This window comes from Motilimonas sp. 1_MG-2023 (genome assembly GCF_030547455.1).
Taxonomy (GTDB): domain Bacteria; phylum Pseudomonadota; class Gammaproteobacteria; order Enterobacterales; family CBDFNC01; genus Motilimonas.
Window position 1 is genome coordinate 33,016 of record NZ_JAUOPX010000016.1, and the last position, 14,425, is coordinate 47,440.

Below are 14,425 nucleotides of genomic sequence, written 5' to 3' on the forward strand. Positions count from 1 at the left end.
ATCTTATAACCAACTCACACAGTGGTATCACATTATCTAAGTGGAGATTTTTCATTTCAGCACAAAAATAATTCACTCAATAAATACTTGTTTCACAACTCGGTTAGTCGCATATTGCGGCCCTAAGATAGAGGAGTAACCATGTCCGACAATTTGCTTAACATTTACCCGTTTGATTGGCACGGCATATTATTCTGCGTCATTTGTGCTGGCTTAATCGGATTTGAACGTCAATATCGTGGCAAGCCGGTTGGTATTCGCACTGCCTGCTTAATTGTACTCGGCACTTACAGTTTTTTAAAAGTGGGAATATCACTCTCGCCCCATTCTTTAGATCAAGCCAGAGTTTACGGTCAAATTATTACTGGTGTTGGCTTTTTAGGAGCTGGGGTAATGATGTCCCGCGATGGTCAAGTGATGGGCGTCACCTCTGCTGCCAGTATTTGGATGCTTGCAGCCATTGGCTTAATGATAGGTATCGGTTTTGAGCGTCAAGCGCTGATAATCACACTACTGGTATTACTGATACTGGTTGGCGTCGATTTGCTGGAAAACAGTTTTAAATTTATGCGCCAAGGTGTACATGCGCACTTCTATAGCCGAAAACGTAAATTGATTAAGGCCAAGCGTAATAGCCGAGCAAACACGCCGCAAGCACCAGAAGAAGTATAAAAATGTCAGCTAAGCTGTACCGAATAAATCAGCCGCGCTATGCTAGCGCGGTATTTATCTTTTATAGGCTCATCCATGTTTAGCTTTCCCGATTTAACCCAATTTGCCGCTGCGTATCCAACCTTAAGCGGCACTCGTTTAGACTTAGCCCATCGTATTGCCAAACAAAGCTATAACGAGACTTGTTTTTTTAACCAGCAACTCAATCAACATAAACTGGCACCAGAGCAATGGGCAATTGAACTAATACCGCAAAGTACGCCAGCGTGGATACATCAGATTGTTAAGTCAGCGAAAGAACAACACTACCAATTCGAAAATAGCTTAACACTGGCCGCCAGCTGCCTATCAAGCGCCTTAGAGTTAAGCTATTTAACGGTTTGCGCTAATGAGAACAAAATTGCTAAGTCTCGCTTACAAAAAGATCAAACCAGCTTAACGCAATGGTTTGCAGACACAGACCAAGCTGATGAGGCGAGCATTAAACTCGCGCTTGATGCCGCATTACTGCTGTACTTTCATCAAGTCTCACAAGTCATGTTTGGCCATGCCGCACTAGCTGAAACCACTCTGGTTGAACGTCGCGCCTTAATCACCGACGCGGACTTTAATGCCGGCACTATGTTTTGTCTGTGGCTCGATTACCACCAAGACAAATCGCGTATCCCCGCCAATGAAGCAGACGCTCTGCAACGCTTAGTCAACGCCGCTTACCTACTAAGTGTGATCGACAAAAGCCAAGCGAACAACAAAAATTCACTGCATTTTGCCAGCAACCGCGTGAGCTGCTTTGTTAGTGGTGCCATTGCGGGTTTACATGAGATGGGTAAAGGTGAGCAATTTTCTGCTGATGAAGACACACTGCAACAACAAACTGCTGAGCTCAGCCAGTGGATTGAAGCCGCGTTGTTAGACTCAAGTTTGGGCAACTTTGTCGGCAATGAAGCTGAACTAGAAGCCGATGAGCAAAAACTGCAAGGCGAAACAGCAAGCAACCGTGAAAGGTTAAAAGCGGGCCCATTACAAAAGTTAGCTTTTTAGCCTAGAAATTCAACATGCCCCCGCTCTAGCGGGGATAAAGTTGAATAAACAGTCAAAAAAATCGCATAAAACACAACAAGAACGACTAGACATGAGGCAACCTCTTGACATTATTCTCATCGCTACCTAGTCTGCTTATCTCTCTAATCAAGGTGGTCTGTGATGGAAATAACTTACAACTTAAAATCGGCGTCGGAGCGCCGCACCGAACCATTTAAGCCAGATGAAAATGTTGGCTTTGGTAACCTCAGAACCGAGCATATGTTTCTCATGGATTACCGAGACGGCGAGTGGCGTGATCCACGCATTGTGCCTTACGGGCCATTTGAAATGGCGCCAGGAGCAATGGCGCTGCATTATGGCCAATCAATTTTTGAAGGGGCCAAGGCCTTCATGCATGAAGATGGTGAAATTTACACATTTCGCATCAATAAAAATGCCGAGCGAATGAATCGCTCTGCCGATATCCTTTGCATTCCTCATCTCGATGAACAAATGCAAATTGATGCCATTAATGCCTTAATCGACGTTGATCGCTTGTGGTTTCCAATGCAGCAAGGCGCATGTTTGTATATTCGTCCATTTATTTTTGCCACAGAAGACCGTCTCTCCATTGGCGCCAGCAAAAGCTACACGTTCTGCGTAGTGTTAAGCCCAAGTGGTGCTTACTACGCTGCAGGCGTAAACAAGGGCATACGATTGCTGATCAGTAAAACATTCCATCGCGCAGTTTCAGGTGGCACTGGGGCATCAAAAGCAGCAGGAAACTATGCGGCATCGTTGCGAGCAGGCCAGGCAGCTGCTGAATTTGGCGCATCCCAAGTGCTGTATTTGGATGCCAATAATCAGCAAATTGAAGAAGCTGGCGCAATGAATCACTTCCATATTCTGAAAGATGGTACCGTGATCATCCCGACCTTTACCGACACAATTTTAAAATCCATCACTTCGCAATCCATCATGGAATTAGGCGAGCAATTGGGTTGTGAGGTGCGCCAAGAAACCATCATGTTAGATCAGTTTATTGCTGATATAGAGTCAGGTGAAATTATTGAAGCAGGTGGTTTTGGCACCGCTGCCGTAGTCTCTGCCGTTGGCTCTTATATTTTTGAAGATGGCCGCGTTGTTACTGTTGGTAATGGTGAGGTTGGTGAGCATGTGCAACGCATTTACAAATTGTATACCGACATGCAAAAAGGCTATGTCCAAGCCCCTGAAGGCTGGTTGCAAAAAGTCGAACGCATCGCCTCTTAGGCTCTGCTGCAACAAAATAAAAGGCGCTAAGGCAACAGCCTCGGCGCCTTTTTATTGCTGTCAGTTCTTTTAAACTACAGATTACGAGCAGGCAGCGTTTTACCATGAGTGGCGTATAACGCTAAACCGGTAAACACTAGACCGCCCACTAAGTTGCCTAAGGTTACTGGAATTTGGTTCCAAACTAACCAATCCACAATGGTAAATTCAGCGCCTAGCATCATTCCTAATGGGAACAGATACATATTCACCACGGCATGCTCAAATACTAAACCGAAAAAGATAAAAATAGGAAACCACATAGCCAACACTTTGCCACTGACCGATTTTGATACCATGGCCCCCACGACCCCTAAGCACACCATCCAGTTACATAAAACCCCCTTCACGAAGACAGTGATCCAACCGTTTAAGCCGTGTTCCGCAAAACCTAATGAGCGGGCAGTTGAGGCTTTAATAAACGCTTGCCCCACTGCACCGGGATCCATGCTGAAATTCATGGTAAAGGTTAACGCGACTAAAAAAGCCACACTGACTGCGCCAATCAAGTTACCCAACGCCACCAGTAACCAGTTGCGTAAAACACCGGTCTTAGTCACACCAGGGCGCTGTTCAAATAAGGCCAACGGCGCTAACGCAAATACACCAGTTAATAAGTCAAAACCCATTAGATTCAAAATCACAAAACCAACGGGAAACACCAGTGCCCCAGTAATAGGAATGCCAGTTTGCACGGCGGTAGTAATCGCAACAGCAACAGCAATGGCTAAAATAGCCCCCGCCATGGTGCCGCGAATAATGGTGTCGCGCGTTGACATAAACACTTTGCTTTCGCCAGCATCTATCATGGTTTGTACAAATTCAGCAGGTTTAACGTATGACATAAATCATCCTTGCGCTAATAATTAAAAAAAATGACATAATGTAAGGCTTTCAAACCACCAGCACAGTGCTAGTAAAACCGGAAAGCCCTGTGGTTATGTCAGCTTTTGGCTATGCCAGCACCTCAACCACCCCGTTTTTAACCCGAGTTTGATAGGCTGGAACGGCTATTTCCGCATTCTCTAAACATGATCCATCAGTCAAGTTAAAACGCTGTTTCTTTAATGGCGATGCCACCCACAACGCATCGCCATGCTGACAAATAACGCCACGTGATAGCACATTCGCCTGACCAAACGGATCCATATTGTTTAGGGCGAAAACTTGCTCATCGTTATAAGGGCGAAACAATGCCACCTGTTTATCATTGACGAGAGCACATACCCCCGTGGCAGGATAGATTTTGCTTAACTCACACACGCTGAACCATTTGTTATTCTTACTCATACGGTTTCTTCCTCTAATGCGTTATCCAGCTGAATACGGTAAGTTGGTACTTTTTCGGTAATAAAGGCGGGGCGTTTTTGGCCACGCTCTGGCACAAACTGCACATTATCATCACTTAAATCTGAGTTAATAAAGTGTGCGAAACGAGCTAGCTGATCTTTATCCGATAATGTTTTTGCCCATTCACATTCATAACTCGCTATTAGCTTGCTCATATCGGCTTCAAGCTGTTGATTAATTTCTAACTTGTCATGAACGATGACATCACGCAGGTAATCAATGCCACCTTCTAAATTATTCAGCCACACCGAAGTACGGGTAAGCTTGTCGGCGGTGCGCACATAGAACATCATGAAGCGGTCAACGTATTGCAATAAGGTGGTTTGATCGAGATCAGATGCCAATAACACCGCATGCTGTGGTTTCATACCGCCATTACCACACACATACATGTTCCAGCCCGAATCGGTGGCGATGATACCAAGATCTTTACCTTGTGCTTCGGCGCACTCACGGGTGCAGCCAGACACGCCAAATTTCATCTTGTGCGGGGTGCGAATGCCCTTGTAACGGTTTTCAAGTAGCGCTCCGAGGCCAACACTGTCTTGCACACCAAAACGACACCAAGTGCTACCGACACAGGTTTTCACCATGCGCAATGCTTTGGCGTAAGCTTGGCCAGTTTCAAAGCCTGCATCGAGTAAGGTTTGCCAAATGGCCGGTAAGTCTTCTTTACGGGCACCAAATAAGCCAATGCGTTGTGCGCCTGTTACCTTGGTATATAAATCGTAATCTTGCGCGACTTGCGCCAGTACAGATAAGGCTTTTGGTGTCACTTCACCAGCTGACATCCGTGGGATCACCGAGTAGGTGCCGTCTTTTTGCATATTGCCCAAGAAGATATCATTGGTGTCTTGTAAACCATTATGCTCTGGCGTTAGCACATACTCGTTCCAGCATGATGCCAACAACGAGCCAATTGTCGGCTTACAGACTTCACAGCCGTAGCCCTTACCGTATTTAGCCAGCAGCTCAGTAAAGGTTTTAATCCCTTCAATTTTGATTAGGTGGTATAGCTCTTGGCGCGAATATTCAAAGTGTTCGCATAAATGATTTTTAACTTCAATACCTTGTTTGGCTAATTCAGCGTTCAGCACTTGTGAAATAAGTGGTAAACAACCGCCACAACCAGTACCTGCTTTGGTCACTTCTTTAATTGCTGACATAGTGGTATGGCCGTCAGCCACCGCGGCCGCGATATGACCTTTACTAACATCAAAACAAGAACAAATTTGCGCACTCTCTGGCAGGGCATCCGCACCTAACTTAGCACCACCACAGCCATCGCGAGACGGTAAAATCAGGCTATCTGGGTGTTCAGGTAATTCGATATCATTAAGCTTGTATTGTAATAAGGTGCCGTAATCAGAAGCATCACCCACCAGCACCGCACCCAACAGCTTTTTACCATCTTTCGAGACAATAATTCGTTTGTAAAGATCTTGGCTTTCATCACTGTAGACATAACTGCGACAACCCGGTGTACGACCATTGGCATCACCTATACTGCCGACATCGACCCCCAGTAATTTAAGTTTGGCGCTCATGTCAGCACCAGCAAACTGGTTGTCGTTACCTAACAAGGTATCGGCGGTAACTTGCGCCATTTTGTAGCCTGGTGCCACTAAGCCGAAGAATTGCTCTTGCCATGAAGCACACTCACCAATTGCAAATACATCAGGATCAGAGGTAATACACTGATCATCAATCACAATACCGCCACGGCGACCAGTGGCAAGGCCACACTGTTTCGCCAGCTTGTCTTGCGGCCGAATACCGGTACTGAACACGATAAAATCCACTTCTAACTCAGTACCATCGGCAAACTTCAAGGTATTACGGGCGGTCGTGCCCTGAGCAATAATTTCTAAGGTATTTTTACTGGTGTGAACTTGTACGCCTAGGCTTTCAATTTTACGGCGCAGCATCTTGCCGCCTTGCTCATCCAGCTGCTCTGCCATTAATACAGGCGCAAATTCAATCACATGAGCTTGGATGCCCAATGCTTTTAAAGCGCCAGCGGCTTCCAGGCCAAGTAACCCCCCACCCACTACTACACCGCTTTTGCTGCGACGGGCACAGGCTTCAATAGCGTTCAAATCTTCAATGGTGCGATAGACAAAACAGTCTTTGCTTTCGTTGCCTTTGATCGGTGGCACAAACGGGTACGAGCCCGTTGCCATAACTAGTTTATCGTAATAAACCGCACGCCCCGTTTGTGTATGAATGACTTTTTCGGCGCGGTTAATGGTAATGGCACGCTCGCCAATTAACACCTTAACTTGATGCTTTTCATAAAAACCTTCTTTTACCAACGAAAGCTCTTCTGCTGTATGGTGAGAAAAATAAGACGACAAATGCACGCGGTCGTAAGCCACGCGTGGCTCTTCACACAACACAGTGATATCAAATTGGGATTGCGGGGATTTTTCGATTAACTCTTCAATAACACGGTGTCCCACCATGCCATTGCCGATAACTGCCAGTCTCATTTTGTCCATTGCTGCCTCAATATTTTCTGCTTATGGCTGCAATGTAGTAATAATAAAAAATAGCCAGTTGATATAAATCAACTGGCTATTTAAACATCCCTAAAGAGGTATAAGATATGTTACAAGTGAGATCTATTTAGCGGCTAAAATTTGCATTAAATTACAAATAAATAACAATTGGGCCAGTAAAATGATGCCCTTACCAGCGACAATTAGATGTCACCTCAGGCACTCAAAGGTATTTTAAGCGCCCATTTTTTTCTTCATTGCAGCGACATTACGTTTGAAGTCTTGCAATCTCTTGTTCGTCATTTCTGTCGCGAAAGGCAGTTTTACATTCAATGGGTTAACTTGACGACCGTTGATATGAAACTCGAAATGCAAGTGTGCTCCCGTTGAGCGCCCTGTATTCCCCGTTTTCGCTACCATTTGTCCCATCGAAACACGCTCACCTTTACGTACTAAAATTTTGCTTAAGTGTAGGTAGCGAGTGGTGTATTTACGACCATGCTTCAATACTAGGTATTTTCCAGCAAAGGGGTGGTTTTCAACCCGTTCAACCACACCGTCACCAATAGAGTAAACTGGCGTGCCAATAGGTGTCGCCCAGTCCGTGCCATAGTGCGGACGAATTTTACCCGTCACCGGATGCTTACGTTTTAAGTTAAAATGCGAGCTCAAGCGAAACTTACCATTGAGTGGACTTTTACGATAAGCCTTATTTAAACCACTACCGGCCTGATCATAATAGTTGCCATCATCATGTAAAAAAGCACTATAAGTGGTATTACGGCTCTTAATTATTACACCTAATACTTCATCTTGGTAAAACTCTCCTTTCACACGTTGCTCGTTAACCAATACGTAATATTTGTCGCCCGCGCGCAAGTTTCTAAACTTAAGTCGGTTTTCAAGTAATTTTGCAATGTGGGTAATACTGCTCATGCTGAGAGAATTTTTATTCGCACTAATATTAAATGAACCATGAATATCACCCGCAATCACCCGTTCAGACCATTCACCAGGGTCAGTAAATAGCTCGGCACTGAAACCATCCTCGGTCGCGGTAAAAGTCAGCTTGTTAGCAATGTCGATACCAAGATCTAACTTAGATAAACGGCCTTTTGCATCCAAGGTAATGTTGAGGGTTTGCCCTGGCATCACATTACCTAAACGCAGATCTTTTTCATCCGCCACTAACAATTCAGGTAATGCACTATAAACATTTAGCTCACTTAAATATTTGCCGACCGTATCGCCCGGTTGTAGCGTAACAAAATGCTCTGACACGCCAGACATATCAGGGAATTCAGCATGGGCTTTTATTACTTCATTAGGATCTTGCGCAACCATGTCCGTTTGTTGCTTTAATATACGGTCCATATCGAGCTCAAGAGGTCTAGCGACACCATCAACCTTGGGTGGCGCATCGCCACTTGGCCAAGCAATAAACACAGCAACAAAGATAACAACCACTATGAAAATGGCCATCAAATGAAATCGGGGCAGTCGAGATAGAATAGAAGGCATGCTCATCAATGTTATAGAGTAACAAAAACGAGCAGTTTATAAGAATTTTCATTCAGAATATAGCGTAATGTAACAACAAGGTGCTAAGTGCTGTGAAAAATAAAACTAACCTTAACCCAGCAATGTCTCCGAATATTAGCCTATGCTTAATACTTCGATTGTTAAAAAACTCAATAAAGACAAAGCAGTATATTTGCATTCATTACAAACAATGAGTTACCCGCGGCTTTTCCGATGTTTTTAGCTGTTATTAGCGAGTTGAACCGAAATCAAGTAATGATTATAAAGTACTGGAGAGAGCGGATTTTTTATTCGTTTAATCACTCAACCCTTTGCATCCTTTTGTCATATGGGGCCCACCCTTCTGTGGTCCCATTTTTTTACCTACTCAATTTTTTGGTTGTTTACCAAAGGTAACGCGGTTACGACCATCGTGTTTTGATTGGTATAACGCTTTATCAGCACGCTCAAATGCCACATCAACCGTCTCTTGCTCACTTTTTATGGCAATGCCTATACTTATCGTCATTTTCCTATCCAGCATGATGTTTTGCCAATGATACAGCTCTACTTGATTACGGATCCTATCGGCTGTACTTACAACTTTGTCGGCTTCTGTTTCCGTCAATAGAATAACGAATTCTTCTCCACCGTAGCGAGCAACAAAATCACCTGAACGTACGCTTTGTTGCAGAATAAGCGCTAATTCTTGCAAGACGGTATCACCGACTTGATGGCTAAACTTATCGTTAACCGATTTAAAATGATCCGCGTCTGCGACTAAGATCGCGTAAGCACCTTTTCGCTCGCTAAAAGTAACATCCAACCAACGACGATTGTATAATCGCGTTAACGGGTCAATATAAACGTCTTTTTCAAGCTGACTCACCACCTCTTGCTGGCTTAAGGCTTGGTTTTTCAACGCCGCGTTTTCTAAACGTGTTTTCTCAAAATCCAGTTTCGGTTCCCAACGTTTAAAACGGCGTAAACAATGTAATCCTAGTTCACTAACCGGCACCTTACTTAACAGCTCTATGGCAATAGCATGAGCCTGTTTTTCACAGGTAAGCGCTTGTTGATATTCACCATTTTCATCATAAGCGAGGCTTAAGGCTTCATATAATTCGCATTTAAGCATCGGCAAACTCAAATCACCGATATCAATTAACGTTTGCTTAAGCAGTAATATGGCTTCATTTGCTCGTCCAATCAAGCTATAACAAAGCCCTAGCTCAAGCGAAATTTTATTACTAATCCATTTGAGTTTGTGTCGGTCACTGGAAGTTTTGGCTTTCTCTAGTAAATTTATTGCCATATCGACTTGCCCCATGCCACGACAAATTTGGCTGTGGTAAACAAATAGTTCCGCCATATATGCATCCGCAAATTGGCCATCTAACAACGCTTGGGTTTCACACTCAGTCAGCAACTGACGCGCATCTTCATACAAAGTAAGCGCAATCAAACATGATACTTCACATAGGTTAATTCTTAGTTTTAACTGTTTTGATTGAATGCCCTCATAATGATCTCTGCCCTTATTATAAAATTGTAAAGCGCGCTGATGATCACTCACTACTTCAAGTAACTGAGCAACGCCGATCAAGCCTTCCACAAAATGATCAATATCGCCCATGTTTGCTGCTTCAGCAGACATGGCCAGCCAAGTATTCATGGCGTCTTCAAAGCGAATATCATCGGCATAGCGCTGAGCTAAATGATTCTGTACCACCAGCAGCTCGCCCTGTTCTACAGAATTGATTAGCTTGGCTTCTGCGGTTTCCAATAGGTGAATAGCTGTTTCAATTTTTCCAGAGCCATAGTAAATGTCCGATAAAGTCCGTAGCCCTAATGAACTCTTTTTCGCATCGTCGGCGTTTTCATCTATATATTGCTGACAAAGCGCGATGGCTCTAGCCTTATCACCCTCTGCCAATGATTGGCTAGCTTGGCTGAGCGCGCTCATTGAACAAGTCATTGCTCACCCCCTTGTGTTGATGCGGCCAAGCTCAGAAAATCAGATACATTAAACATAGTAACAGTGGCAGCAACTTCAGCTTTGACAGTTCGCCACCAAGGGTATGCAACAAGCAATTGCTCGATATGCAGGCGTAACGACTCTCGCTCAGACAAATTGGCAGCCATTAAAAGCGCAATGCTTTGCATGCCCCAAATCACCCCTCGATCCGTTTCTTGTAACAAACTATGCAACAAAGGCACAGCATGATCACACTGTTGCTCACTGGCAAATTCGATCTCAAACACCACTAAATCAGGCTCATCCAATCGAGTTCGACAACTAAATAACCAAGCGCCACGTTGCCGCATTTGCGGGTAGTGTTGAATTTGACTAACAAAGTCCCCGACATTCATTCTCTTTATTAGCTGCTTCGAGCGCAGATCTAGTTGACCCCTTGAAGACAGAAACTCATCACTGCCTTTTGACAGCGACTGCTCTCTAATTAAGTTAAGATCATAACGTCGATAATCTCGGTAATGTTGTAAGGCTTCTTTATCTTGGCCCAAGCGTCGACAAATCTCAGTACGTTCCAGACAAATCTGAGACAGTAACTCGCCTTGATCAAAACCTTGCGCTAGCCGCTCAGCAGCTTCCAGATAATCATTAGCTTGACTAAGCTGGCCTTGTTTTTTCGCCACCCTCGCACTTGAAACAGAGGCATGGGCAGACATCCAAGCCAAATTATTTTCTGTCGCGATTTGTAAAGCTTGCTTAATTTCGCTTCCTGCTTCCTCTGGATGACCAGAATAAAGTAAAGCTAACCCCCTAAAGTCATGTATTTCTGCATGCCATGTTTGATCGGGGCAATCTGCTAAAAATTCATTACAGCGCGCTAAAATTGGTAGCATTTCGACATATTTTTTCTGCAAAAACAAAGACCATGCCAGCAGTATAGAAGATTTTCCCGCAATCCATTTATAGTCTCGTAAAATGGAAGCATCGAGGGCAAATTGTAAAGCAGATTCGGATTGGGCCAGATTTCCCGTAATACGCCACACATTGCCCAAGCCAATTAACGCTTCCAGCTGTAACTCAAATTCATTATGTAAAATCGACTTTTCTAGCGCTTGATTCCAATAGTGTTGCGCCGAGCGATAGCGCGCTAGCCCCCAATTTAAGGTAGCAATTCGGTGCTGCAGTTGAGTTAAAAACTGAAACTCTAACTCTGGTGTGAGAAGTGATTCGACACGGCTACAAACCCTTAGCCCAGCCTGATAATCCATAGTATGCCAATATACTTCAGCCATTTTTAGTAAGACCGCGACATAGCCCTGATCGTCTCGGGTTTGGCGCATATCTTCAACTAATGAAACAACTCGAGCTAGCGCATCCTTAGGGCTTTCACTTATTAAGCTATCAATAATAGCCAACTCAACCTTAATGTGTTTTTGTAATTCTTGTAAAATGATAGACATAATTACCCCGAATAAAACCCTAGGGTCTGTTGATCTTTGCTGGTTAATTTTTGTTCGAGATAAAAGCGTTTTGAGCAAGGCGAGCAGTGTGTAGCTTAGCATTCTAAGTAAATACTGCTCAACGATGGACAAAACGCTTTTAGCCGAATCCGTAGGACAGCGTTTGTTGGCCACTTCTACTGCGTTAGCGCCTTTTCGCATAGTTCACTATGCCACAAAGGTGCTGGCCACAACGAACGTTTTGTATAAATACCCAACAATTCGCTGCAAAAACAATCACGAAGATCAACAGACCCTAGTTACTTCTTGTTAGCTTAGTAAATCATTGAGGAATATCATTAAGCTCTATCACCTTATTATAAGGTTCACCTTCTAATAAGGCTTGGTAAATAGTCGCTGAACGGCCCTTTCCGGCCCACCATTTACGTTGTTCCTCAGTTGGGCAAGCTAGTGATGTGCCAACTAATCGCTGAATGTTATGGCCCGAAAAAGCAGACAAGTTACTGTAATAGAGACTGAGTATGGCGTCATAAATGTTCATTTGTTGCTGCTGAGAAAACCGTTTAGCCAGCTGCCAAAACGTTTGTTGTGGCGCTCTCGTTATCTGACATTTAGTATTCGTCGACACCACTGGCGCTGCTGAAGGGGGCCTATCTGTACTCGTTTGCTCGGTCAAATTGGCAAGCAAAATCGGCCTAATCACTCGGTAAGCCTTTAGCTGATAACGCTGTGTATCAAAAGCTAAAGTAGGATGGAATACCTCGAACATATACTGATTAGTACGACGTTGCTGCAACCAAGTCACCTTACCTGATGCACTCTCGACTAACGCAAACATCATTTCCATTGCTAGGTTTTCATCGCCAACGAAATTAATTCTGGCGACAAAAGGAGACGACCGAACAACTTTCTGTAAACTAACAAACCCGTCCCCCTCAACTTGCGCAGGGGTCGCTTGATCTGGATCGCCCACAGGCATAAATTCGCTGTATTTAGCTTGCGCCAACAAGCTAACGAAACTAAAACTAACTATCAGTAATAACACAACTAAACGTAACAATTGAATATCCTTATTCTTCATCATACGTAAACGCTGCCTAGCTTAGCATTTAGGGCTCGATATCTGTTTTATATAAGGCTAGGCCGCGCGCTTGATAATTTTTCAATGCTCCAGGATGGTCTGAATCGCAAGTGTGGACCCATACTCTTTGCGCCTGCCAAGCCCAAGCCTGAGCAATCGCCTCACTGAGTAGATAACCACCTATGCCTTTACCAATAAATCGTGGTGAAAGGCCAAAATATCGAATTTCAACGTCTTCCTCCTCTTTATGCAACTCAAAATATCCCGCAGGAGCGCCCGAATAATATAAAACCCAAGTTCTTAACTGGCCCGACTCAACATGTTTGCGCCAATCGGAGTCACTCCAGTTTAACTTATCAGTCCACTGCCATTCGGCCCCGACTAACTGGTATAAAAAACGATTGTATTGATATTCTGCGACCTCTACCTCAACTAAATTTAAAGGTAAGTCAGCAGGAGCTGGCTTTGATTTCAGCTCATCAGGATGTAAGGATTCTAAATACCAAATAGTTGCCATAAAACAGCCTAGCAAGTGAGAAAGTAAAGTCTAATCATAACATTATTGCTCGTTCAGTCACTCCTTTATACTGCCTTTCTGGCCCTCAACGTAGTGCCTAGCAACAATAGGAACCACTGGCTTAAGGGGCAAAAATCTTTATAATATGCCGATTTAACTAGGTCAATTTAATGCTCTTTATTTGCCCGTTATGCCAAGCTCCCCTTTCTCGCGAACATAGCAGCGCACGTTGCCCGCAAAATCACTGTTTTGATTTTGCCAAAGAAGGGTATTTAAATTTATTACCGGTGCAGAAAAAGAATTCCATTGACCCTGGCGACAATAAAGCAATGATGCAGGCGCGTCGTGATTTCTTAAATAACGGTTTCTACCAAACTTTAGCAAAGCAAGTAGCAGACTTAATCAATCAGCAAAGCGCCGCCCAGCAAGAGAATATTCAGGCCCTCGATCTGGGCTGTGGTGAGGGATATTACAGCCAATATTTCGCCGTAAACGCGAATCCCAATATAAATTGGCATGGTCTGGATATATCAAAAACTGCGATCCGCTATGCCGCCAAACGCGCTAAATCGATTCAATTTTGCATCGCTAGTGCCTTTGACTTGCCTTTTGCCGCGCAGCAATTTGACTGCATTACTCGTATTTATGCCCCATCTGATGCCAATGAATTACAACGAGTATTAAAAAATGACGGCTGTATTATCAGTGTCAGTCCAGGACCAAGGCATTTATTCCAGTTAAAGCAAGCTATTTACGATACACCAAAGCCTCACAGTGAGGCGCCATCAGAAATAGAAGGGTTTATAGTAGTAGAGCAAGTTCAACTAACCTACCCCGTGACATTAACGCAAAGCCAAGACATCGCTAATTTGCTAGAAATGACGCCTTTTGCTTACAAGTTAACGGCAACGCAAAAGCAACAACTGAGCAGTCAACCGCTCATGTTGGACTTAGACTTTAAAATAGAAGTGTTTAAAAAGCAGATTTGAGCCTTTCAAATTGATGATTCACTAC

12 protein-coding genes are annotated in these 14,425 nt (G+C 44.0%); 4 read left to right on the forward strand and 8 right to left on the reverse strand.

From position 1 onward, the window contains the following. Positions 1-141 precede the first annotated feature (141 nt). The 3 genes from Q4519_RS10575 to Q4519_RS10585 all read left to right on the forward strand — a co-directional run bounded on the left by Q4519_RS10575 (position 142) and on the right by Q4519_RS10585 (position 2,967). Positions 142-672, forward strand: coding sequence for an MgtC/SapB family protein (locus tag Q4519_RS10575; RefSeq protein ID WP_232801614.1), 531 nt, complete (start codon positions 142-144; stop codon positions 670-672). Positions 673-747: 75 nt separating this feature from the next. Further along, on the forward strand, positions 748-1,713 hold the full coding sequence (locus tag Q4519_RS10580) for a hypothetical protein (protein WP_303512057.1): 966 nt from the start codon (positions 748-750) through the stop codon (positions 1,711-1,713). Positions 1,714-1,875: 162 nt separating this feature from the next. Further along, positions 1,876-2,967 carry a branched-chain amino acid aminotransferase gene (locus tag Q4519_RS10585; RefSeq protein WP_232801610.1) on the forward strand — a complete coding sequence of 364 codons (1,092 nt, stop codon included), beginning with the start codon at positions 1,876-1,878 and terminating at the stop codon, positions 2,965-2,967. A 74-nt stretch (positions 2,968-3,041) separates the two neighbouring features. Here the strand turns inward: Q4519_RS10585 and Q4519_RS10590 are convergent, their stop codons facing one another. The 8 genes from Q4519_RS10590 to Q4519_RS10625 form a co-directional block, all read right to left on the reverse strand. Next, a complete protein-coding gene (locus tag Q4519_RS10590) occupies positions 3,042-3,851 on the reverse strand; it encodes a formate/nitrite transporter family protein (RefSeq protein ID WP_303512059.1) in 810 nt (269 codons plus the stop codon). Positions 3,852-3,960: 109 nt separating this feature from the next. Then, positions 3,961-4,296, reverse strand: a complete 336-nt coding sequence (gene nirD / locus Q4519_RS10595) for a nitrite reductase small subunit NirD (RefSeq protein ID WP_303512060.1) — start codon at positions 4,294-4,296, stop codon at positions 3,961-3,963. Then, positions 4,293-6,857 carry a nitrite reductase large subunit NirB gene (gene nirB / locus Q4519_RS10600; protein WP_303512062.1) on the reverse strand — a complete coding sequence of 855 codons (2,565 nt, stop codon included), beginning with the start codon at positions 6,855-6,857 and terminating at the stop codon, positions 4,293-4,295. Before nirB ends, nirD begins: the two co-directional genes overlap by 4 nt. Before the next feature lie 234 nt (positions 6,858-7,091). After that, positions 7,092-8,339, reverse strand: coding sequence for a peptidoglycan DD-metalloendopeptidase family protein (locus Q4519_RS10605; RefSeq protein WP_303512064.1), 1,248 nt, complete (start codon positions 8,337-8,339; stop codon positions 7,092-7,094). A 427-nt stretch (positions 8,340-8,766) separates the two neighbouring features. Then, the gene (locus Q4519_RS10610; protein ID WP_303512066.1) at positions 8,767-10,356 is read right to left on the reverse strand and encodes a GGDEF domain-containing protein; all 1,590 of its coding nucleotides are present in this window, start codon (positions 10,354-10,356) and stop codon (positions 8,767-8,769) included. Continuing rightward, positions 10,353-11,813 (reverse strand): M48 family metallopeptidase, encoded by a 1,461-nt coding sequence (locus Q4519_RS10615; RefSeq protein ID WP_232801604.1) that lies wholly within the window; start codon positions 11,811-11,813, stop codon positions 10,353-10,355. The genes Q4519_RS10610 and Q4519_RS10615 overlap by 4 nt, the downstream gene beginning before the upstream one ends. 322 nt (positions 11,814-12,135) lie before the next feature. Next, positions 12,136-12,897: a hypothetical protein gene (locus tag Q4519_RS10620; RefSeq protein WP_303512069.1), complete on the reverse strand. Its 762-nt coding sequence runs from the start codon at positions 12,895-12,897 to the stop codon at positions 12,136-12,138. Positions 12,898-12,922: 25 nt separating this feature from the next. Continuing rightward, positions 12,923-13,411 carry a GNAT family N-acetyltransferase gene (locus tag Q4519_RS10625; RefSeq protein WP_303512071.1) on the reverse strand — a complete coding sequence of 163 codons (489 nt, stop codon included), beginning with the start codon at positions 13,409-13,411 and terminating at the stop codon, positions 12,923-12,925. A 170-nt stretch (positions 13,412-13,581) separates the two neighbouring features. On the opposite strand from Q4519_RS10625, the gene rlmA reads away from it, so the two are divergent. After that, complete coding sequence (gene rlmA / locus Q4519_RS10630; protein ID WP_303512073.1) at positions 13,582-14,400, forward strand: 23S rRNA (guanine(745)-N(1))-methyltransferase; 819 nt, start codon at positions 13,582-13,584, stop codon at positions 14,398-14,400. The last annotated feature ends 25 nt before the right edge of the window (positions 14,401-14,425 follow it).